Origin of the sequence: Pigmentiphaga litoralis (genome assembly GCF_014651835.1) — a bacterium.
In the GTDB taxonomy this organism is placed as follows: Bacteria; Pseudomonadota; Gammaproteobacteria; order Burkholderiales; family Burkholderiaceae_B; genus Pigmentiphaga; species Pigmentiphaga litoralis.
The window spans coordinates 863794-884603 of record NZ_BMXQ01000002.1; the positions used below are offsets into that span (position 1 = coordinate 863794).

Genomic DNA, 20810 nt, shown 5'->3' on the forward strand with positions numbered 1-20810 from the left:
AATCACCGCCATGGCTCGTACCGCAACTGCCGGGAATTCCCGCAAGACTCCTCCCCCCAGCACCAGTACCGGCGCGCTGCCGGGTCGCCTGTCTCGATTGTTTCGCGAGGCACGGTGGATCCTGTTCGCCGCGCTCGCGGTGTACCTGACGCTGGTCCTCGCTACCTATCACACAGCCGATCCTGGCTGGTCGCACGCGGTCAACACCGACCGCGTTTTCAACAGCGGCGGGCGTTTTGGCGCCTGGCTGGCTGATTTGTCTCTCTTCCTGTTAGGCGTGTCCGCCTGGTGGATGGTGGTGTTGCTGCTGCAACGCGTCTACGCCAGCTACCTGCGGCTGGCCAACCATCTGCTCAAAACGCCCAATGAAAGCGATCCCCCGGTCCGCGTGAAGTGGGAACAGGGCTTCGGCTTTGGCGCCATGCTGCTCGGCTCGGTCGGGCTGGAAGCGCTGCGCCTCAAGTCCTTTGGCGCGTCCTTGCCGCACGGCAGCGGCGGCATGATCGGCGAAGCGATTGCCCGCTACGCCGCCAACGCCTTCGGCTACACCGGCGCCACCTTGCTGCTGCTCGTGTGCTTTGCCATCGGCGCCAGCCTGTTCTTCGGCTTTTCGTGGCTGGCCCTGGCTGAACGGGTCGGTTTCCTGCTCGAATCCAGTATTCGCCGCACCAAAGTGGCCGTGCAGGCGCGCGAAGACCGCCGCGCCGGCGAAGTCGCCTTGCAGGCCCGCACCGAAGTGGTCGTGGCCAAGCAGGAAAAGCTGGTCCACGAGCAGCCTGTCCGTATCGAACCCGCCGTGACCGTGGTGCCGAAATCGCCGCGCATGGAAAAGGAAAAGCAGCAGACGCTGTTTGTCGACCATCGCAACGAGAGCGCCAGTGGCGACCTGCCGGCCCTGAGCCTGCTGGATCCGCCGCCGCCGGTGCAAGAAACGGTATCGAGCGAGACGCTGGAATTCACGTCCCGCCTGATCGAAAAGAAGCTGGCCGACTTTGGCGTGCAGGTGTCGGTGGTGGCGGCGCAGGCCGGTCCGGTCGTGACCCGCTACGAACTCGAACCGGCCGTGGGCGTCAAGGGCAGCCAGATCTTGAACCTGGCCAAAGACCTGGCGCGCTCGCTCAGCCTGGTCAGCGTCCGGGTGGTCGAGACGATCCCGGGCAAGAACCTGATGGGCCTGGAACTGCCGAACATGCGGCGCCAGACGGTCAAGCTGTCCGAAATCCTGGGTTCGCAGGCTTTTCACGACAACGCGTCCTACCTGACCATGGCGCTGGGCAAGGACATTGCCGGCAAGCCGGTGGTGGCCGACCTGGCCAAGATGCCGCACTTGCTGGTGGCTGGCACGACCGGTTCGGGCAAGTCCGTCGGTATCAACGCGATGATCCTGTCGCTGCTGTACAAGGCCGATCCGACCCAGGTCCGGATGATCCTGATCGACCCGAAGATGCTGGAAATGAGCGTCTACGAAGGCATTCCCCACCTGCTGGCCCCTGTCGTGACCGACATGCGCCAAGCGGCCAACGCGCTGAACTGGTGTGTGGGCGAGATGGACAAGCGTTATCGGCTCATGAGCAAGCTGGGCGTGCGGAACATGGCGGGCTACAACGCCAAGATCGCCGAAGGCATCCGCAAGGAAGCGCCGATTCCGAACCCGTTCTCGCTTACGCCCGACGCGCCCGAGCCGCTCAAGCCGCTGCCCATGGTGGTCGTGGTGATCGACGAGCTGGCCGACCTGATGATGGTGGTCGGCAAAAAGATCGAAGAACTGATTGCCCGCCTGGCGCAGAAGGCGCGGGCGTCGGGCATCCACCTGATCCTGGCCACCCAGCGCCCCAGCGTGGACGTGATCACGGGCCTGATCAAGGCGAACATTCCAACCCGGATCTCCTTCCAGGTGTCGTCCAAGATCGACTCGCGGACCATCCTGGACCAGATGGGCGCCGAAGCGCTGCTGGGCCAGGGTGACATGCTCTATATGCCGCCCGGTTCCGGCCTGCCGACGCGCGTTCACGGCGCCTTCGTGACCGACGAGGAAGTGCACCGGGTGGTCGAGCAGCTCAAGGCACAGGGCGAACCGAATTACGAAGACGGCATCCTGGATGGCACGGGCGAAGGCGACACCGGCGACGGCGTCAGCAGCGTGACCGGGATGGCGGATGCCGAATCCGACCCCATGTATGACCAGGCCTGCGAGGTGGTGCTCAAGCATCGCCGCGCGTCGATCTCGCTGGTGCAGCGCCATTTGCGTATCGGTTACAACCGTGCCGCCCGCCTGCTGGAACAGATGGAACAGTCGGGTATCGTGTCTTCCATGCAGTCCAACGGCAACCGCGAGATCCTCGTGCCCGCCACGCAGGGCGAATAAGCCCGGCATCGTGTCCGGCCTGTCGAGCGCCTGGTGCGCTTCGCAGGCCGCGCACGAATCCTTCGGATGTTGGACGCGGTGCTAAGGCGCCGTTTTTTTATGGAGATGTCTATGACCGCTACCGCTTCCTTCCCCTTGTCGCGGTTTCCGGCGCTGCGCAAGGCCGCGCTGCCCTTGCTGGTCAGCGTCTTGCTGCTGCCCGCCAGCGCATGGGCGGCCAGCGCCGCCGAGCAATTGCGCGCATTCGTCAGCGGCACGCAATCGGCCACCGGCAGCTTTACGCAGACCACCAAGGCCACGACGGGGCAGGGCGCGCCCAACCAGTCCGGCACGTTCTCGTTTCAGCGTCCGGGCAAGTTCAAGTGGCAGGTCGTGAAACCCTATGAGCAGTTGATCGTCTCGGATGGCAAGCAGTTGTATCAGTACGACCCTGACTTGATGCAGGTCACGGTGCGTGCGGTGGGCGAAGCCATCGGATCGTCACCGGCATCCATCCTGTTCGGATCGGGTTCGCTGGAGCAGTCCTTTAATGTGGCCACCTTGCCGGCCAAGGAGGGCGTCGAATGGCTGCGCGCCACGCCCAAATCGCCCGACGCCGGTTTCTCGCGCGTCGACATCGGTTTTCGTGACGGCCTGCCGGCCCAGCTTGAATTGCTCGACGCCTTTGGCCAGACCACGCAGGTGACCTTCGCCAACATGGTCCGCAACCCGGCCGTGTCCGCCGACAGCTTCCGCTTCGTCGCGCCCAAGGGGGTGGACGTGGTGCAGATGAATCAGCAGCCCGGGCAACCCGCGCCGCGTTGATCGTCTGACCTTTAACACTGACTCCCATGGCTGACCTGTTCGACGCCGCGCCCACCGCGCCCCTGGCCGAAGCGCTTCGGCCCGCCACCCTGGACGAGGTGATCGGGCAGTCGCACCTGATCGGCCCTGGCAAGCCCCTGCGGCTGGCCTTCGAGTCGGGCAAGCCGCATTCCATGATCCTGTGGGGCCCGCCCGGCGTCGGCAAGACCACGCTGGCGCGGCTGACCGCGACCGCCTTCGGCTACGAATTCATCGCCCTGTCGGCGGTGTTTTCTGGCGTGAAAGAAATCCGCGCGTCCATGGAACGGGCTGAGCACAACCTGGCGCTCGGCAAAAAGACCATCTTGTTCGTTGACGAAATCCACCGCTTCAACAAAAGCCAGCAGGATGGTCTGCTGCCTTTTGTCGAATCCGGCCTCGTCACCTTCATTGGCGCAACGACCGAAAATCCGTCCTTTGAAGTCAACTCCGCCTTGCTGTCGCGCGCGCAGGTGTACGTGCTGCAAGTGCTGACGGACGACGAATTGCGGCTGCTGGTCCAGCGCGCACAAGACAAGGTGCTGACGCACCTGAAGCTGGAAGAAGCCGCCATCGACACGCTGGTCGGCTATGCCGACGGCGACGCGCGGCGCCTGCTGAATCTGGTCGAACAGACCGACACCGCGGCACGCGCCGCAGGCGTGGATGTCGTCACGCCCGACTTCCTGCAGAATGCGCTGACCTTGAATGCCCGGCGCTTCGATAAGGGCGGCGACAACTTCTATGACCAGATTTCGGCCTTGCACAAGTCGGTCCGCGGCTCGCACCCCGATGCCGCGCTGTATTGGCTGACCCGCATGCTGGACGGCGGCGCCGACGCCAAATATCTGTCCCGACGCATCGTGCGGATGGCGTGGGAAGACATCGGCCTGGCCGATCCCCGCGCCATGCAGATTGCCAATGACGCGGCCTCGACCTTCGAACGCCTGGGCTCGCCGGAAGGTGAGCTTGCCCTGGCCCAGGCCGTGATTTACTTGTCGATCGCGCCCAAGAGCAACGCCGGCTACATGGCCTACAACCAGGCCCGCGCCTTTATCAAGAAAGACAAATCGCGCGACGTGCCCGTGCACTTGCGCAATGCGCCGACCAAGCTGATGAAAGAACTTGGTTATGGGCACGAGTACCGCTATGCGCATGACGAACCCGAAGCGTACGCCGCGGGGGAAACCTATCTGCCCGAGGGCATGCCCGAGCCCGGCTGGTACCAGCCGGTGCCGCGGGGGTTGGAGTTGAAGATCGCGGACAAGCTGGCGCACTTGCGGCGGCTGGATGAGGACGCTGGCGACGATTGATCATCGCCAGCAATGCTTCCCTCATCCCCCGTCAATCGGCCCTGAAGCCTGTCGCCGCCACCGCCTTGCCCCAGGTCTGCGTGTCATCGGCAATGATCCTGGCGAACGCTTCGCGGCTCGTGCCCGTCACACGAAACCCCGCATCTTCCAGTCGTGCCTTGCCGTCTGCAGACTGCACGGCCTTGACCACGTCGATATTCAGCCTGGCCAGGATATCGGCGGGCGTCCTGGCCGGCGCAACGATGCCGAACCACGAGGTGAACTCCAGGCCGGGATAGCCTTGCTCCTTCATCGTCGGCACGTCGAGCAGACCCGTGCGGCTTGCGCCGGTCGTACCCAGCGCCACCAGCTTGCCAGCCTTTACGTTGGGCGCCGCGAGGCCCACGCTGGCGAACACTGCGTGCACGTCGCCGCTGAAGATGCCGGCCAGCGCATCGCCGGTGCTCTTGTAATGCACGGGTTCGGGCTTTAGCCTGACGGCATCTCCGAACATGTACGCGCCGAAATGCCCCGGCGTGCCGGCGCCGAACGTCCCCATGAACAGGCCCTTCCGTTGCGTGGTCCACGCGACGAATTCCTGCACGTTGCGCGCGGGCGTTTTCTGCGGATTCACCAGCAGCACGAAGTCCGAACTGACCACCTGGCTCACGGGCACGAAGTCCTTGGCAGGGTCGTATGGCAAGCGGTGATAGCTGCTCGGGGCGATGCTGAGCTGGCCGGTTTCACCCAGCATCAGCGTGTAGCCATCGGGCGCGGCACGGGCGGCTTCGCTGGCGGCAATCAGCCCGCCGGCGCCCGGCTTGTTGTCCACGATCACCGCGATGCCGCCCCAGCTTTCAGAAAGCTTTTGTGCGAGCAATCGGGCCACGATATCGGGGCCGGTGCCCGCCGCAAAGCCGACCAGAATGCGCACGGTCTTGTTGGGATAACCGGCCTGGGCCGACGCGGCGGTCCACGGGGCAAACGCGGTGGCACACGCCACTACCAGGGCAGCGATACCGAAGGCGCGCTTGCCAGGGCGCGCCGGCATGTTGATGCGGGGGGTAGGCGAATCGGGCATGTGCAAGGTCTCCAGTGTTGTTGTCGTGGTGGCAGGCAAGGCACGCATCACCGGCGCGCGTCAAAGCAACTCGAAAAAGCGCATGACCACCTTGTCTGGATGCCGCGCGCCATGCCCGAAGAACATGCGCTCGCTGGTCCAGGCAAGCGCGGGCGACGCCGTCTCGAAACGCGGGCAGCACCTGAAATAGAGGTCGGCGGGGTCCACGGCTTCGCCGCGCATCAGCCGGGCGATCAATTCGGCTGGGCCGGACCGTATAGCGCGGTTGTGCACGTAGATCAGATCGCCGCCGTCCAGCTCGAGCACGTAGCGCGCGTCCAGCTCCGCCAGCCGGTCGTTCACGACCCGCTGGACGTCCGCGCCGCCGGGCAGCACCCGCGCTCGCCACCCGTCGCCCACGGCCGTGCCCCCGATGATCGGGACCAGGCGGCGCACGCCACATGTGGTCTGGCCGACGTCCTGTGGCGCGGCCACCTGGACCTGCAGGTCCGCAAAAAAACAGAATCGAGGCTCGAAAAGCCCGGTCGGATCGCTCATGCAACACGCCTCGTCAGGATGCAATGCCAGTGGGCTTAGCGTAAGTCCCGTTGCGTGCCGCCGCTGTCATCCCAGAAGATGACGGGACTCAACGGATGCGGAGGACTTGCCATGAGGTCATGGGTGCCGATGCCCGCGCATCATGCGGACGTGATCCTGCCCGCTGACGGCACAAGCCCCAGGCGCCTGGCGCCGGACGAGGCCGTGCCGGGCGTTGTGCTGGGCAACCTGATCAGCCGGCTGGGCGAGCGTGGTTTCGAGGTCGACGTGTTGCGCGAGCTCCACCCCTTGGTGCCGGCCGCGTCGTGGTCGGTCTATCGCACGGGGCAGCGTTGCCAGCCCACCCTGTTCCTGTCGGCCAGCCTTGGCATTCCGGACACCACGCGGGATTGCTGGTGGGCCTATCTGTCGGGCCCGTATCTGCGTGACGGCACCTGGGGCACGCACAACGATGCGGCGCGGGTTGGCGCGGGCACGCGCTTGTGCCACATCACTGCGCAGGAAGTTGGCGGGGAGCACCAGGCGCGGGTGTATGACGCCTACGGCGTCGTCGAGCGCATGTCGATCGTCGACCATGAAGACAATGCCACCCTGTTTGCCGTTAATGTCTACCGCCACCAGCACCAGCGGCCCTTCAGTGATGCACAGATAGGCGCCTTCGAAGCGCTTGCGCCGGCCCTGCTGGCGCTGGCGCGCAAACATATCGCGCTGACCACGCGCCAGGCGGCGCCCGCGGCAGCGATAGACAAGCAGAACGGCCGCAATGTCCGCAACGCCCCGGACGACTGCCCGCCCGGGCCGTTGCCGTATCCACCTGCCGCCTTGCGTGGACGGCTTTTGCAGATGCATGCCGGGCTTACGGCGCGCGAGCTCGATGTCTGTGTGCGGCTGTTGCAAGGGCTCACGCACGAGGGCATCGCCTGTGATCTGGACCTGAGCGTGCCCACGGTCAAGACCTATCGCAATCGCGCCTTCAGCCGCCTCGGCATCCACTTCCGCAATGAGCTCTTTGCGCTGGTATTGAAGGCGCGGTCACCGCATTGATACGTGGCGGCATACGGCCGCATCCAGCATCATCCTGACCGACCAAGAAGGTTCGCCAGTTCCTCCGGCATATGCCGGCTCGCCCGCCGCACCAGATCGCAAAAGTACTCCGCCGCCGGCGTCAGCGGCAGCGACGCGCGCCGCACCATCACGATCGCCGGTGCACCTATCGTTTCCTGGATCGGCACTTCCTGTATCCAGCCCTGCAGCGGCGCAAACGCCAGCCACTGGCGCGGCACGATGGCCAGGATATCGGCGTGCAGCACGAACACGATCTGCCCCAGAATGCTGCCGCCAAACGTCCGCGACGCGGGCACCGGCAGGCCATGACCTTGGAAGAGGGCGGCAAACTCTTCGTCGTCAAAGGCCGGGCTGCTCATGGACCAGCGGGCGTCCATCAGGTCTTTCAATGACGTGGCCTCGGCGTGGGGATGGCCCTTGCGGCACACCACGCAGCGCTCGTTGTCGAACAGCTTTTCCAGCACGAACTCGCCAGGCAGCGAATGGCCGGGACCCAGTCCAATGTAGAAGTCGATCTCGCCGTCGCGCAGGGCGTTTTCCGCGGCACTGAAGCCCAGGCCTTCCACGACCGACAGTTGCACGCGCGGATAGCGTTCCAGGAATTGCGGCAGCACCTCGGGCAGCAGGGCCATGTGCGGCACGGTCGACAGGCAGGCCACGACGCGCCCGTCGCCGCCGCCAAGGTGCTGCTGGATCTCTTCGCGGGCGCGGCTCAGTTCGCCGGTGGCGACACGGGCGCGTTGCACGAACAGGGCGCCCAGCGGGGTCAACACGGTGCCCCGCTGCTGCCGCTCGAAGATCGGCGCGCCGATCTCCTTTTCCAGATATTGAATGCTCTTGGTCATCGTCGATTGCGACAAGCCCGACTTGCGCGACGCGGCGCGCAGGCTGCCGGCTTCGGCCACGGCAATGACGTCCCGCAGGTGATGCAGTTTCAAGGTGATTCCTGGCAGCGATCGCTGAGCAAATATTGGCATCTTCTGGCGTTCGGGGCCTGCTGACAAGATAGGCATCCCCTAGTCCCCCAGCGGGCGGCCTGGAATCGGACACTTTCGATCCGACCTGCCGCTCGCCGCCATGAGATCGAGACACCATGGACCACCCCGTCATCTTCCGCGCCCGCGCTGGCGCCCTTGCCTTGTCGTGCCTGTTCGGGGCGCAAGCCCTTGCTGCGGATCCGGCTGCGGCACCCCCTGCAAGCACCTCCAGGAACCCGCCTGCCATGACGCCGACGCAGGCGCCGGCCGACCGCATTCTGGTCAACGCCGAAGTCCTGACCATGGACCCGTCCCGGCCCACCGCAGCAGCTCTGGCCATTCGCGGCACCGACATCGCCGCCGTCGGCAGCCGCGCCGACATCATGAAGCTGAAGGGACCGCGCACCGAAGTGATCGACGTGGGCGGCCGCACGGTGGTGCCGGGGCTGATTGACAGCCACATCCACGCGATCCGCGGCGGTCAGAGCTTTACCTTCGAAAGCTACTGGTATGACAAAACCACCCTGGCAGATGCGCTGGCCTCCCTGAAGCAGGAAGCCAACAAGCGGGGCGCTGGCAAGTGGGTGGCCGTGACCGGCGCCTGGCATCCTGACCAGTTCGCCGAACACCGCGCGCCTACGGTGGCGGACCTGACCGCGCAACTGCCCGACAACCCCGCCTACGTGCAATACCTGTATGACTACGCGCTGCTGAACGCCAAAGGCATCGAAGTCCTGGGCCTGGATAGCGGTGGCCAGGTCCCGCCGGGTGTGACGGTGGAACGCGATGCCCAAGGCAAGGCCACCGGCAAGCTGCTGGGCGGCATCGGCCCGTTCTCGGGACTGTTCGCACGCATCGGCGCCCGGTCGGCCACGGACTACCGCGACAGCCTGCGCGCGTTCTTCTCGGAAATGAATCACCTGGGCGTCACCGGCCTGATCGATCCGGCCGCGGGGGACCGCAACGCGTTCAACCCCTTGTACGCCTTATGGCAAGACAAGGCGCTGACGGTGCGGGTCGGCTGGCGCGCATCGTCTTTCCAGCGTGACAACGAACTGGAGTGGTTCAAGTCCACCCTGGCCTACATCCCACCGCGGTCGGGTGACGACATGCTGCGCTTCGTTGGGCTGGGCGAATCGGTCGTGGCCGGCATGAACGACGGCGTGCGCCAGGCGCCGGGCTTCTCGCCCCCGCAAGCCGCGCGCGACGAACTGTTCAAAGTCGCCACGTGGGCCGCCGAAAACCGCTATCCGCTCGAAATCCATGCCTACACCGACGACTCGGCCAACCGCATCCTGGATGAATTCGAAAAGGTCGCGCAAAAAACGCCGCTGAACGACCTGCGCTGGACCATCACCCACATCAACACCGGTACCGCCGCCACGCTGGACCGCATGCGCCGCCTGGGTATTTCATATTCCGTCCAGATGGGGCCGTACTTCGAGGCCCAGGCCATCAAGGACACCAACGGCCAGGCGGTTGCCGAGGCATCGCCCCCGACCCGCCTTGCCCTGGACAAAGGCATGATGGTCGCGGGCGGTACGGACTCGACGCGCATCGGCATGATCAACGTCTGGCGCGCGATCGAGTATCACGTCACCGGGCGATCGGTTGGCGGCATGGTGCAACGCCGGGCCGATCTGCAGCTGTCGCGCGAAGAGGCCCTGAAGCTGTACACCGCCAACGCCGCCTGGATCTCGTTCGACGAACAACGCCGCGGGTCCATCAAACCCGGCATGCTGGCCGACGTGGCCGTGCTCGATGCACCGTATCTGCGGGTGCCGGCCAGTCAGATCCATGCGATCCGGTCGGTCATGACGCTGGTGGGTGGCAAGGTGGTGTCCGGGTCGGCACCGCGGCGGGGTGTGTTGTCGTCCGGGCAGGCGGCCGGGGGGGCGGCCACAACTGCGGCCACGACTGCGGCCAGGGCGGCGTCAGGCAACAAGGAAGTGGTCTTGAAGGCGATGGCCGCGGCAGACCACGCGCACTAGGATCGGAAGGTAGAGGAGGGTGGCCCGGCCTGTCGGGGCAGGCGATTGCCCGCAGACGCCGCGGCAGGATTCTGTCTTGATGGGCAGGCAGGGGGCGCGAACGCCCATTGAACGGTAAAATCGCAGGATTGCCCGCCGGCACAGAATGACGCCAGCGGGCCACCCGCCCACCTTTCACTGCGAACCTTCTACTTCCCATGCTTGATATCGCCCTGCTGCGCAAAGACATCCAGGCGGTCGCCGCCCGTCTCAACGATCGGGGCTACACGCTCGACATCGACAGCTTCAATGCGCTGGAGTCGCGTCGCAAGGCAGTCCAGACCGAAACCGAAACCGTGCAGGCCAGCCGCAACGCGCTCGCCAAGCAGATCGGCATGGCCAAATCCAAGGGGGAAGACGCCTCGGCGCTGATGGCCGAATCGCAGGCGTTGCCAGCCCGCCTCAAGACCCTGGAAGACGAACTCGCCATCATCCAGCGCGACCTGCAAGACCTGCTGCTGGCCGTGCCCAACGTGCCGCACGCCAGCGTGCCCACCGGTGATTCCGAAGAAGGCAACGTCGAAGTGCGCCGCTGGAGCCCCACTGGCGCCGAACCCGCGCCGCTCGGCTTCGACGCCAAAGACCACGTCGCCCTGGGTGAACCCCTGGGCCTGGACTTCGAAACCGCCGTCAAACTGTCCGGCTCGCGCTTCACGCTCATGCGCGGCCCGATCGCCAAGCTGCACCGCGCGCTTGCCCAGTTCATGCTGGACCTGCAAACCGAGCAGCACGGCTACACCGAGTGCTACACCCCCTACATCGTCAACACCGCGACCCTGATCGGCACCGGCCAGCTGCCCAAATTCAAGGACGACATGTTCTGGGTGACCAAGGGCGGCGAATCGCTGGACGAACACGGCAACGCCATCCCGCGTGAAGACCTGTACTTGATCTCCACCTCGGAAATCACCCTGACCAACACCGTGCGCGGCGAAATCGTCCCGGTCGAAGACCTGCCGATCAAGCTCACCGCCCACACCCCGTGCTTCCGTTCCGAAGCCGGCAGCAGCGGCCGCGACACCAAGGGCCTGATCCGCCAGCACCAGTTCGACAAGGTCGAAATGGTCCAGATCGTCCACCCCGACACGTCGTACGACGCCCTCGAAGCCATGGCCGGCCACGCCGAAAAGGTGCTGCAACTGCTTGGACTGCCTTACCGCGTCATGCTTTTGTGCACCGGCGACATGGGTTTTGGCTCAAGCAAGACCTACGACCTGGAAGTGTGGCTTCCTGCCCAAAATACGTATCGCGAGATTTCGTCCGTCTCCAATTGTGAAGCCTTCCAGGCTCGCCGCCTGCAGGCGCGCTTCCGCGTTGGCAAGGGCAAGCCGGAACTGCTGCACACCCTGAACGGCTCAGGCCTTGCTGTAGGGCGCGCATTGGTAGCTGTGCTGGAAAACTATCAACAGGCCGACGGCTCGATCGTGATTCCGGAGGCACTTCGCCCGTACATGGGCGGCCTGGAACGCCTTCAGGCAGCAGCTGGCGCGTAACGTAGAAGTTACACACGGTTTTGGGGGGCGTGTAAGCTTTGCTGGCACCTACACACCCCGTCCATCACCCGAAGGAGCACGCCATGTTGAAGTGGGCCATCATCTTCCTAGTCATCTCGATCATCGCCGGTATCTTCGGCTTCACGGGCATCGCAGCGGGCACCGCCGCCATCGCCAAGTTCCTGTTCTTCGCCGCGCTGATCCTGTTCGTGATCTTCCTGGTGCTGGGCGTCACGATCTTCAAAAAAATAACGTAGTCGGCACCCGCGGAGAGGTACATCCGACACTTGCCACGAAATTCCTGATATACTTTTTGACTGTCGCGATTGCCCAACCACTCGGGCTGTTGCGAGCGTCGAAAGATGCACGGAGAGGTGGCAGAGTGGTCGAATGTACCTGACTCGAAATCAGGCGTACGTGCAAACGTACCGTGGGTTCGAATCCCACCCTCTCCGCCAGTTTTACTAAGTAGATCAAGCATTTAGCGCCGCTGCCCCCAGCGGCGTTTTTGTTTCCGCAGCCCCGATAACTGGCTGCTGTGACCAAAACGTGACCACGTCGGCGTGTGCGGCCAGATGGCTCCGACCCAGGTGCGCGTACTTCTGCACCATCTCGATCGTCTCCCATCCGCCCAATTCCTTGAGCACGAGCAACGGCGTACCGGCTTGAACGTGCCAGCTTACCCACGTGTGTCGCAGGTCATGGAACTTGAAGTTCTTGATGCCTGCCACGTCGCAGGCTTGGTAGAACATGCGGCGGTCCACATCCGCGACAGGCTTGCCCTTACGGGTGAAGACATGCGCCTGGTGCTGGCCGATGCGCCGGCGAATCACCGCCATTGCATCCTCCGATAGCGGCACTGACCTCGCCCGTGCCGACTTTGTTTCGTCAGCTTCGAGCCACGCCGTGCGCTGCGGCGCATTCACCTGGGACCACTGCAGGCCCAGGACCTCACTCATGCGAGCGCCTGTGGCCAGCGCGAACGCGACGACATCGCGCAGCCAGTCCTGCGTGATTGCATCGAGCAGCGTGTTTGCCTCGGCCTGCGTAATCCACCGGATCCGAACTTTCGGCTCGGGCAGATCCTTCAGCTTCGGCGCGCGGTCCAGCCACTTCCACTCCTCTGCCATGTTCAGCATCGTCCGAAGCGTCGCCATGTAGCGATTCTTCGTTGCTGCAGTCAGCGGCTTTGGAGCGCCGCGCAGCAGCTCCTGGTGTGTGGGTAACGCCGCGTCCACAGCCTCGGCCGTGATCGCGGGCAGCAGCCAACCGCCGAACTTCGTGCGCCAATAAGCGATATATCGCTGCTTGGAGTCGAAGTCGGACTGGCCGGTGTAATGCTTGAGGAACCGCACTGCAGCTTGCTCGAACGTCTTGGCCGGCACTTCGCCGAACTTGCGTTCGCGCCACAGTTGCGCCTTCAAGCGGTCCTCGTATTCCCTTGCCGACCTTTCGTCGGACGTTCCAGTAGAGTGTCTAATTCGCTCGCCGCTCGGCGCGCGGAAGTCGACCCACCACGTTTCACCGCGTAGTCTGATTGACATATCTTCTCCGTTTCAGACGGCGGTGCCAGCCGAGTGACGTTGTACTGCTGGGGCTTCAGGGCTGCAAGTGTTGAGGGCCACACCCGCCACCGGTTCGAATCGGGTATCTGCCAGGCGATCTTGAAACGCCTTGCGTAAGCGGTCCCGTAAGACACGTTCATGCGTTGGGCGGCCTGTTGGAGAGTTAGGGCGATTTCGCCGTTCTGATCAGTCATTGAATGTCTCATCGTCAACTTTCATTTCGGGAACGCTTATCTGCCTATGCCGATGACCACAAAAGTGACCTCAGGCGAATAGCTTTGTGCCAATAACCTAGACGTGTGCAGCATCTCCGCAACGCCGATCACAAGACATATGCAGCCATAGGGTTTTTTCTTTTGAGCCATTGGTTCTGCGGTGTACGCTTCGACTTGCGATGAATTTGGGTGCTGTACTGGCCCGCACCGAGCAGTCTGGTTTCCCCGCCCTCAGTGACTGCCAGATGTACGACTGAAATCGGGGAAGGCCTGTCGCTTGGACCAGACTCTTTGGGCACCAAGCACTTTTCGGAGATGCTATGCACACGAAAAACACAGGCAGCTTGGCAAGCGCGGATTTTCTCAACTACTGCAAAGGGTTTTCTGCCGTAACGACAGCTCTTTGCACTGCGGGAATTTCTGTAGTTGCCGCCGTACCCGCAGGAATATTGGTTGTGGTGTTCTTGCACATTTTGATGCGGCTTTAAGCTGAAAGACGGCGAAGACAACCCTTCGCCGCTTGCCTTATTCGCTTTCCCTCGTCCGCATCTTGCCCAGCTCAAGTAAACGACGAGGCCAACCCCGACGGTGTCAGCGTCAGGGAGATTGCGCTTTGTCATGCTTGAGCGCCGTTTGAGTAGACGGCGGCAATTTCCTGATGACCTTCGAGCCGCGCGCAAGCCGCCAGTTGACCGTCGCCAACCTTAGCAGCACGGCACAGCGGCACTGCCAAGCCAAGCGTGGTAGTGATGCAAACCAGTGCGGCAATCACAATGATGGCCATGATTACGCTCCCGCCAGCACGTGCTCGCGCGGAACTTTGAACCCGCTGGCGTGCTTGTGCCCGCCGCCGCCGTATTCACGCGCGATGACCGACACATCCAGGCCTTCGGCAGCGCTCCGCAAGCTGAAAATTCGGTGGGTTGAAGTGTCCCAGTAGCATGCGGCGAAGGGAACGCCAACGGCCATAAGGGCTCCTGCATCGCTCGACATCGTATAGGGCAGGCTTGCCACGGGGACCTCGTGCCCGCCGATGTGCATCGTGCGCTGACACACGCGCACGAGCTCGGCAATGTCTTTGTGGTGCTTGCGTTCAATCGCGGCGCCTGCCACCGTGAGTTTCATCAGTTCGACCTGGTCGGCGGCCATCAAGCGGTCCCAGTTTTGGAAGGTGTATTCGTAGCTGAAAACCGTTGCTTGGATGTCTCGCGTTTGCGGCAGCCGAAACCGCCACAGGTCCCGATCTTCAATGTGTCCAAGCAGCAGCGGGCGAGGGGTCTCCGGAAAAAGGAAGTCCCAGGTGATGCCAGCGCCGGAGCGTTCCATGTCGAAGCAAACACCGATGTCCGGCATGTTCTGCGAATAGCATTGGACGGACACCGCGTGGCGAGACATCGAGGGAAGGTGTGCCGCAGCCCAGTCTGTTCGAAACGCTGGAAGGCCTGCGAGGTCTTCGGCCGCGCTTTTGTGATGGTCGAGAATCGTGATGCTGCGTGCTTTGAAGGACATTTGCACCAGTACGTCATATGGGTAGGAAAAGTCCGCGATATAAACATCGCGGCCGGTGACATCCGGCGGGGGCGCGTTGTAGCCGGCCGGGCAGAACTCGAATCCGGCCGGATCGGCATGATGAAAGCACCAGGCAGCGCTGAACCCGTCGGCGCAGTTGCCGTGGTAGATGACCAGCGGCTTGATTGCAGCAGGTGCAGTTTGTGATTGATTCATGTCCGCAGTGCCTTTCATGGTGTCAAAGGTTTGGTCAGTGGTCGCCACCGGCTTGGTGTCGGCATATGCAAGGAGGTCGAGGCGCGCGTTCATCATTCACCCCACCACTTCGTATCGATGCAGCGATAAAGCCAGACACCGAATCCGGTACCAAGCCAGAAGGCGATGAATGCTGCAGCGCCGACAAGCAGAGCGGTGCTGGTCATCACGCCACCTGCTTATGGCGAACCGCGTCGTGATAGCGCGCAAGGGCGATATCGGCCGCGAGAATTTTCTTGTCGGTTGCGCACAGGTCCGAGACGATGCGTTCGACGGCCGGTGCCACCGCGATCAAGTCGGCCAGATGACGCGCCTCGAGCGGGATGTGGTGCATCAGGTTGATGCGAAACAGCTCCAGCGGCAGCGTTTCGAAGTGAATCTCGCGCTCGGTCATGGTCGCGTAGAGGAACAGGTACAGCCCGCGAATGGTGGGCGCCAGGCGTTCCATGCGGCAGGTGCCCGGATCGAAGTAGAGGTGCATGCCGGCGTCGTCGTATGCAAGCTCCTCGCCGTGTGCGAGTTTGTCGAAGATTGAGCACAGCGGTATCGCGGCGCTGGGGAGGGAAGTGATGGTCATGCATGCCTCTGCATCGGGGTTCGGGTAGTGATGCGGTCAGTCAGAACGGAATGTCGTCGTCCATGTCCGCGAAGTTTGGAGACGGGGCAGACCCCGCTCCTGCGGCAGCCGGTCCAGGGGTAGAAGTGCCTCCGGACGCCGGTGCGCCTTCACGGTTTCCAAGCAACTGCATCTGGTCGACAACGATCTCGGTCGTGAATTTGTCGGCACCGGTGTCCTTGTCTTGCCACTTGCGAGTCTTGAGCCGGCCCTCGATGTAAACGGGCCGGCCTTTCTGCAAGTACTCGCCGGCGATCTCGGCCAAGCGGTTGTAGAAAACGACGCGGTGCCACTCGGTCTCTTCGCGTTTTTCGCCGCATGCTTTGTCCTTCCAGCTGCTCGTGGTGGCAATCGAGACGTTGCAGATGGCCGCGCCCGACGGGCTGTAGCGGACCTCCGGGTCGCGCCCGAGGTTGCCGACCAGAATGACTTTGTTGACCGATGCCATTACGCAGCCCTCCCGCACTGGCGATCGGCCAGGAACGCGGCGTAGGTCTCGGCGACAACCTCGTGGTAGTCGACCAGTCGGGCGTCGTTGACAACGACGTAGTCGCACTGGATGTGGTCGAGCTCGGCCTCGCTGACATGGGTGATAGGCAGCGCGTCGGCGCTGCTGCGCTTTACACGCCAAAGGCTTGCACCGATGCGCTTGAGCAGCGCGGCTTCCGACAGGAAGCGGACATCGGTGATGACCAGGCGATGATGGCCGGCAGACAGCTCGCGCCCGATGGCATCTTTCATCTGGTCGGCCCAATAGTCCTCGCCATCCATCTGGCGGCGGTATTCGGTGCCGTACAGCTGCATCGTTTGCCGGGGCGATCGTGGCGAGCCACCGTTCAGCCCGAGTTCGTTCATGCGACCGATGTAGCGCCCATCCGCGCACCGGCCAATGGCCAACTCAATCGCAGGAACCTCCTTGCGCTTCCGGTCGAGCAGCAGCTGCGGATCCGTGCCGAAGGCCTCCGAGATCTCTGCGCGAACTGGATCCGCGAACGCCATCGGTTCAAAGCCAGCGATGGACAGCAGGCCATCAGCGCAGGTGTTTTTGCCGCTGCCGGCGCGGCCCACCAGGCCGATAATTTCGTAAGGGGAGTGCATAGGGAAACTCATTGAAGATCGCTGGCGGACTGTCGTTTTCTGTCCGCGGCGGCGTGGGTGGACGCATGCCGGGCGATAACCTCGGCATGCAGATTCAAAACGGCTGCGAGCAGCGGGTTCGCCATGGCGGCGGCAAGCGTGCCGGGCACTCGGCCCAAGTCCATCGCCAACGCCAGGTGATTGGGCGTCAGGAGTGGGTAGGGCATTGCGGAACCTCAGGCGCCTGCTCGGACGCAACGTCGTCGGCGGCGCGCGCCTGCTTCTTCATTTGCCGCTCGAGGCGTTTGAAGGTCTTGCGGATGTCGGTCTCGCTCGAGTGCGTGTACTTGAAGCTGGGATCGAGGCAGGCGGCGCGGGGGAGGGGGCGGGTCATGGGGTGGCGCTCAGAACGGGCCGGAGCCAACGAACAGGAATGCGAGCGGTAAGGCCAGGACGCAGCAGGAACCGACCGCGTCCCAAGTCGTGGGGGTCGTACCCGGCCGCTTTGAAACTGACTTGGCTGGGACGTTGCTCTACCGTAGTCTCCGAAACCGGATCGCTTGGCGCTTGCGTTGCGAATGGCATGACCATCTCCTTCTGCACTTGGTGTGCGTTGTCGATGGCCGAATTATCACGAACGTTTTTCAAAATGTCAAAACGTTCGTGTTATTTAGGACGAAAAAAAAGCGCCCTCAGGGGCGCTGATCCGTACAGTTATCGCCTATTTGAAGTTGCTGAGGACCTTGTAGGTCACAGAACTGTTGGTAGCGTCCATGATTTCGAGAAGAGCACCTTTATAGCCAATTGTCTTCGAGCTGCTCAGGTCGTACTCCACGTCGTTGTTGAACGCCGGTCGTGCTGCCGAACTGCTGAATTCGCGATAGCCCACATTGATTTTGTTGCCAATCCGGCCGCTGTAAATCAGCGTTTGCTGAAAACTATTGCCGCGTTCGGAAATCTGAGTTTGGCGTTCGTAATCAGCATCGTAACAAAGCCTGCTTCCCAGCGTGGTTACCACGCAGAGCTGCGCACTTGGCTGTTTGCCTACGCTGAGTGCCTGTATCGGATCGTGAAGAGCAGACTTCGTAACTCCCACTGCGCTGTAAAAATCGTCCTGTTCGTCGAACCCCAACTGCCGATACTTTCCTTCGGGAATCTGATACGCGAAGCCAACAGTACTCTTTTGGACTACGAGCACACCCTCTTCAGCGATAAAGCCCTTTTTGAGCAAGTGATCACCGACGGAGGCTGTTGTCACTGTACCTACTTCAGGATAACTCACGTCGGCGACAGCCTTCATACCGCCGTTGTACCGAACCGTCGTGCAGCCGGTGGCCGATAGGCCGACTAGCAGTGTGGCAAATATTCGAAATAACAAATTGGCCTCCCCAGGCGTCGTGTCTGTGCACAATTCTCGAACGACTTCATGTCAACGGCGTCTCTTGTAAAGCGTGCCGGCGAAATGCGCAGTAAATGACAAGCGAGTAAGTATGCCCGTTCATCCGCGCCTTACGCCAGAAAATATCACCACTCCACAAAATACGGTGTCTTCTGGCACACGAATGATGCGCTTACCGTTTAACCCAAGTAAATAGAGGCCTTCTTCATCCCGCTTAAGTCGCTTAAATGTTGCGCGCCCATCGCTGGTGCGAACTATCACGTCGTCGTTTGGAATGGGGTCTCGGCTTGGGTCGACAAATAGAATGTCTCCATCGCCATAGCTATTACGCGTGCCGTCGTCCATGCTATCCCCGGCCACACGAAGACAATAGCTGTGCGGACCATGCGGAACAGGGCAGTAGAACCAATCCTCCGCTTCTCCCGAGACAAAGTTGTCCGGTGACTCGCAAAGTTCGCCTGCTCGAACCCACGAGATCAGCGGCAGGCGTCCCCTAATTTCCGGTCCAACCGTTACGTTGCTCTTCTCACTCATCGGCCCCTTGCCATTATCTAGCCACTCTGCACGTACCCCGAGCGCACTTGCTAACGAGACAACCTGCCGGCTGCTGTTACGCGAGCCAGATTCGTAATTGCCGATGGCGCCCTGACTAACCCCGCTCGCTCTTGCAAGTTGTTCCTGGGTCATGCCGCGGGCTTCGCGGGCTTGGATGAGACGTTCGCGGAATGTTTTCACAAACGTGATTAAAAACGGTTCTTGTATCACGTTGGTTTTATAGTTAATATCACGATCGTTATTAGCGGAGAACGTCATGAGCACACTTCAAGGCGCGCCTACGTCGGCGCCAAACGCAGCGGTTGCTGCGCTCGTACGCGCCGTCGATCGCGTTGGTGGAGTTGGGGCGCTAGCGGCGCGAATTGGCGTAACGCAAGGCGCGGTGAGCAACTGGAAAACGCGCGGGCGCGTGCCTGCCGAACACTGTCCAGCGATCGAGCGCGCAACAAACCGACAGGTCACGTGCGAACAGCTTTGTCCTACGACTGACTGGGCGTTCATTCGAGCCCAAGGCGAACCCCAAACCGAATTCGAGGCTTGAATGCCAGTCGCACAGTACGCGTATCGGACTGTACGCAACGCTATTGCCTGGGCCGTGCTGCGTGCTCTGTTCGGGCGTCGTATTCGGCCAGAGCACGGCGCAGTGCTTCTACTGCTTGAGGCGACACCAGAAATGACGGTGACACCAGCCAAGGGCTATCCGGCGACTCTGCCGCCGAGCGAATGCGTACGCGCATCACTGCGGATTCGTCCTGCGGCACCGCGCCGAGATATTCAACGTCTTCGACGTGGGCTGTGAAGGTAACTGTCTTGAGGTCCATGTCCGTATTGTCGAGCAGCAGTGCATCCGAGTCATTGGCAACCACGCATGCGTTTTGCCACCCCACCAGTTCGCAAAGGAATATTCATGCCAATCGTCGTCATCAAAGGTCCGCAGGGCTGCGGCAAGACGCGCCATGCGGCGCTGCTGTCCGCGCATTTTGGTTGCACGCAGCTGATCGAAGAGGCGGTGCCAGCGGGAGCACACAGCTGGTCCGACGGCTCCCTGGTGATGATCTCAGGCGCGATGCCGCCGGACTGGCACAACCCCGGCGGAATCCATGTTCTGACGTTTGCCGAGGCTTTGCCAATGGCCGTCAGCCAACAGCAACATCCATCAGCAGCGAAAGACGCTCAAGGTATGCGCCGCGATTAGAGGCAAGGTCGCCGTCCCGGTACAGCATGATGAAGCCCTCCTCAGTCATCCCGTTTCCGCTCCAGGAAAGCTTGCGGGCGATTGCAGGCGTGATCTTCATCTCAGTGACTGTGCTGTGCGTCTCGTATACGACGTGGTCGCGGCTCTGTTCACCGATCGGTTTGTACAGCCGATTCAAGACGATGAAGCGGCCGTCGTCCAGCCTCTTGAGGCAATACGGAAAGAAAACTCGGCGGGCGAAATCAGACATGAGCGCTCCTATGCATTTTGCGGAAACGGGTCGTTAAAATGAATATCACTGACGCGTTGTATCACGCCGTCCACAGCTACCCCGGCGGTGCCGAGGCGATGGCTGTGCGCATGGGCATCAGCTCCAGTTCGCTGCAGCACAAAGTCAATCCCGCATACCCCAAAGCGCATTGCTCCCCCGAGGAGCAAGCGATGATCTGCGAGCTAGCGAACGACAGGGGCCCTTTGATCGCGTTCGCGGCGCGCCTCGACTGCATTGTGCTTCCACTTCCCGCGGTTGACGGCGCTCACGACGAAGATCTCATGCGGCGCACTTCTGCGGCCTGTGTCGAGTTCGGCGAGCTCATCACCGAGGTGGGATTCACGACCGCTGACGGGCGCGTCACAGATAACGAACTGCGCCGCGTTGAGGCGGGTATCACCGACCTCACGCGCGCTTTGCATACGCTGCTTGCTGGCCTCCAGGCCATGAACCAGCGCGACAAGTCAGTTTCGATCACGCGAGCAGCCTGA

General features: G+C 62.4%; 25 protein-coding genes and 1 tRNA gene. 11 read left to right on the forward strand and 15 right to left on the reverse strand.

Annotated features, from left to right (window positions below):
* Positions 1-10 precede the first annotated feature (10 nt).
* From IE116_RS22495 to IE116_RS22505, 3 genes are all read left to right on the forward strand, one after another.
* A complete protein-coding gene (locus tag IE116_RS22495; RefSeq protein ID WP_189615569.1) occupies positions 11-2365 on the forward strand; it encodes a DNA translocase FtsK in 2355 nt (784 codons plus the stop codon).
* 111 nt (positions 2366-2476) lie between these two features.
* Positions 2477-3169 carry an outer membrane lipoprotein chaperone LolA gene (gene lolA, locus IE116_RS22500; RefSeq protein WP_189615571.1) on the forward strand — a complete coding sequence of 231 codons (693 nt, stop codon included), beginning with the start codon at positions 2477-2479 and terminating at the stop codon, positions 3167-3169.
* A gap of 26 nt (positions 3170-3195) precedes the next feature.
* Complete coding sequence (locus IE116_RS22505; protein WP_189615573.1) at positions 3196-4500, forward strand: replication-associated recombination protein A; 1305 nt, start codon at positions 3196-3198, stop codon at positions 4498-4500.
* Between the two features lie 31 nt (positions 4501-4531).
* Here the strand turns inward: IE116_RS22505 and IE116_RS22510 are convergent, their stop codons facing one another.
* Both IE116_RS22510 and IE116_RS22515 read right to left on the reverse strand, forming a co-directional pair.
* Complete coding sequence (locus IE116_RS22510; protein WP_189615892.1) at positions 4532-5530, reverse strand: Bug family tripartite tricarboxylate transporter substrate binding protein; 999 nt, start codon at positions 5528-5530, stop codon at positions 4532-4534.
* Between the two features lie 90 nt (positions 5531-5620).
* Positions 5621-6097, reverse strand: coding sequence for a DUF3237 domain-containing protein (locus tag IE116_RS22515; RefSeq protein ID WP_189615575.1), 477 nt, complete (start codon positions 6095-6097; stop codon positions 5621-5623).
* A gap of 111 nt (positions 6098-6208) precedes the next feature.
* Here IE116_RS22515 and IE116_RS22520 point away from each other — a divergent pair, with 111 nt between their 5' ends.
* A complete protein-coding gene (locus IE116_RS22520) occupies positions 6209-7141 on the forward strand; it encodes a helix-turn-helix transcriptional regulator (RefSeq protein ID WP_229828722.1) in 933 nt (310 codons plus the stop codon).
* 29 nt (positions 7142-7170) lie between these two features.
* Here the strand turns inward: IE116_RS22520 and IE116_RS22525 are convergent, their stop codons facing one another.
* On the reverse strand, positions 7171-8100 hold the full coding sequence (locus IE116_RS22525; RefSeq protein WP_189615577.1) for a LysR substrate-binding domain-containing protein: 930 nt from the start codon (positions 8098-8100) through the stop codon (positions 7171-7173).
* 155 nt (positions 8101-8255) lie between these two features.
* Between IE116_RS22525 and IE116_RS22530 the strand changes: the two genes are divergently transcribed.
* The 4 genes from IE116_RS22530 (at position 8256) to IE116_RS22545 (ending at position 12120) form a co-directional block, all read left to right on the forward strand.
* The gene (locus IE116_RS22530) at positions 8256-10130 is read left to right on the forward strand and encodes an amidohydrolase (RefSeq protein WP_189615579.1); all 1875 of its coding nucleotides are present in this window, start codon (positions 8256-8258) and stop codon (positions 10128-10130) included.
* A 197-nt stretch (positions 10131-10327) separates the two neighbouring features.
* Entirely contained in the window at positions 10328-11662 is a 1335-nt protein-coding gene (gene serS, locus IE116_RS22535) for a serine--tRNA ligase (protein ID WP_189615581.1), read from the forward strand.
* Between the two features lie 83 nt (positions 11663-11745).
* Positions 11746-11919: a DUF1328 domain-containing protein gene (locus IE116_RS22540; protein WP_189615583.1), complete on the forward strand. Its 174-nt coding sequence runs from the start codon at positions 11746-11748 to the stop codon at positions 11917-11919.
* 111 nt (positions 11920-12030) lie between these two features.
* Positions 12031-12120, forward strand: a tRNA-Ser gene (locus IE116_RS22545).
* Positions 12121-12135: 15 nt separating this feature from the next.
* Here the strand turns inward: IE116_RS22545 and IE116_RS22550 are convergent.
* The 10 genes from IE116_RS22550 to IE116_RS22595 all read right to left on the reverse strand — a co-directional run bounded on the left by IE116_RS22550 (position 12136) and on the right by IE116_RS22595 (position 19111).
* The gene (locus tag IE116_RS22550) at positions 12136-13206 is read right to left on the reverse strand and encodes a tyrosine-type recombinase/integrase (protein ID WP_189615585.1); all 1071 of its coding nucleotides are present in this window, start codon (positions 13204-13206) and stop codon (positions 12136-12138) included.
* Between the two features lie 852 nt (positions 13207-14058).
* On the reverse strand, positions 14059-14226 hold the full coding sequence (locus tag IE116_RS22555) for a hypothetical protein (RefSeq protein WP_189615587.1): 168 nt from the start codon (positions 14224-14226) through the stop codon (positions 14059-14061).
* A gap of 2 nt (positions 14227-14228) precedes the next feature.
* Positions 14229-15263 (reverse strand): hypothetical protein, encoded by a 1035-nt coding sequence (locus tag IE116_RS22560; RefSeq protein ID WP_229828728.1) that lies wholly within the window; start codon positions 15261-15263, stop codon positions 14229-14231.
* 109 nt (positions 15264-15372) lie between these two features.
* On the reverse strand, positions 15373-15783 hold the full coding sequence (locus IE116_RS22565; RefSeq protein WP_189615589.1) for a hypothetical protein: 411 nt from the start codon (positions 15781-15783) through the stop codon (positions 15373-15375).
* Between the two features lie 40 nt (positions 15784-15823).
* A complete protein-coding gene (gene ssb / locus IE116_RS22570; RefSeq protein ID WP_189615591.1) occupies positions 15824-16270 on the reverse strand; it encodes a single-stranded DNA-binding protein in 447 nt (148 codons plus the stop codon).
* Positions 16270-16920 carry a deoxynucleotide monophosphate kinase family protein gene (locus tag IE116_RS22575; protein ID WP_189615593.1) on the reverse strand — a complete coding sequence of 217 codons (651 nt, stop codon included), beginning with the start codon at positions 16918-16920 and terminating at the stop codon, positions 16270-16272. The genes ssb and IE116_RS22575 overlap by 1 nt, the downstream gene beginning before the upstream one ends.
* A gap of 8 nt (positions 16921-16928) precedes the next feature.
* Positions 16929-17126: a hypothetical protein gene (locus IE116_RS22580; RefSeq protein ID WP_189615595.1), complete on the reverse strand. Its 198-nt coding sequence runs from the start codon at positions 17124-17126 to the stop codon at positions 16929-16931.
* Positions 17108-17293, reverse strand: a complete 186-nt coding sequence (locus IE116_RS22585) for a hypothetical protein (protein ID WP_189615597.1) — start codon at positions 17291-17293, stop codon at positions 17108-17110. Before IE116_RS22585 ends, IE116_RS22580 begins: the two co-directional genes overlap by 19 nt.
* A 327-nt stretch (positions 17294-17620) precedes the next feature.
* Positions 17621-18199, reverse strand: a complete 579-nt coding sequence (locus IE116_RS22590; protein WP_229828731.1) for a hypothetical protein — start codon at positions 18197-18199, stop codon at positions 17621-17623.
* Positions 18200-18397: 198 nt separating this feature from the next.
* Complete coding sequence (locus IE116_RS22595) at positions 18398-19111, reverse strand: LexA family protein (protein WP_189615599.1); 714 nt, start codon at positions 19109-19111, stop codon at positions 18398-18400.
* Between IE116_RS22595 and IE116_RS26210 the strand changes: the two genes are divergently transcribed.
* A complete protein-coding gene (locus tag IE116_RS26210; RefSeq protein WP_189615601.1) occupies positions 19110-19394 on the forward strand; it encodes a helix-turn-helix domain-containing protein in 285 nt (94 codons plus the stop codon). The two genes, IE116_RS22595 and IE116_RS26210, sit on opposite strands and share 2 nt — an antisense overlap.
* 40 nt (positions 19395-19434) lie before the next feature.
* On the opposite strand, the gene IE116_RS22605 is transcribed toward IE116_RS26210, so the two are convergent.
* The gene (locus IE116_RS22605; protein WP_189615603.1) at positions 19435-19719 is read right to left on the reverse strand and encodes a hypothetical protein; all 285 of its coding nucleotides are present in this window, start codon (positions 19717-19719) and stop codon (positions 19435-19437) included.
* Positions 19720-19760: 41 nt separating this feature from the next.
* Between IE116_RS22605 and IE116_RS22610 the strand changes: the two genes are divergently transcribed.
* Positions 19761-20048 carry a hypothetical protein gene (locus IE116_RS22610; RefSeq protein WP_189615605.1) on the forward strand — a complete coding sequence of 96 codons (288 nt, stop codon included), beginning with the start codon at positions 19761-19763 and terminating at the stop codon, positions 20046-20048.
* On the opposite strand, the gene IE116_RS22615 is transcribed toward IE116_RS22610, so the two are convergent.
* Positions 19990-20298 (reverse strand): hypothetical protein, encoded by a 309-nt coding sequence (locus tag IE116_RS22615; RefSeq protein WP_189615607.1) that lies wholly within the window; start codon positions 20296-20298, stop codon positions 19990-19992. The two genes, IE116_RS22610 and IE116_RS22615, sit on opposite strands and share 59 nt — an antisense overlap.
* 38 nt (positions 20299-20336) lie before the next feature.
* Between IE116_RS22615 and IE116_RS22620 the strand changes: the two genes are divergently transcribed.
* Entirely contained in the window at positions 20337-20810 is a 474-nt protein-coding gene (locus IE116_RS22620) for a phage regulatory CII family protein (RefSeq protein ID WP_189615609.1), read from the forward strand.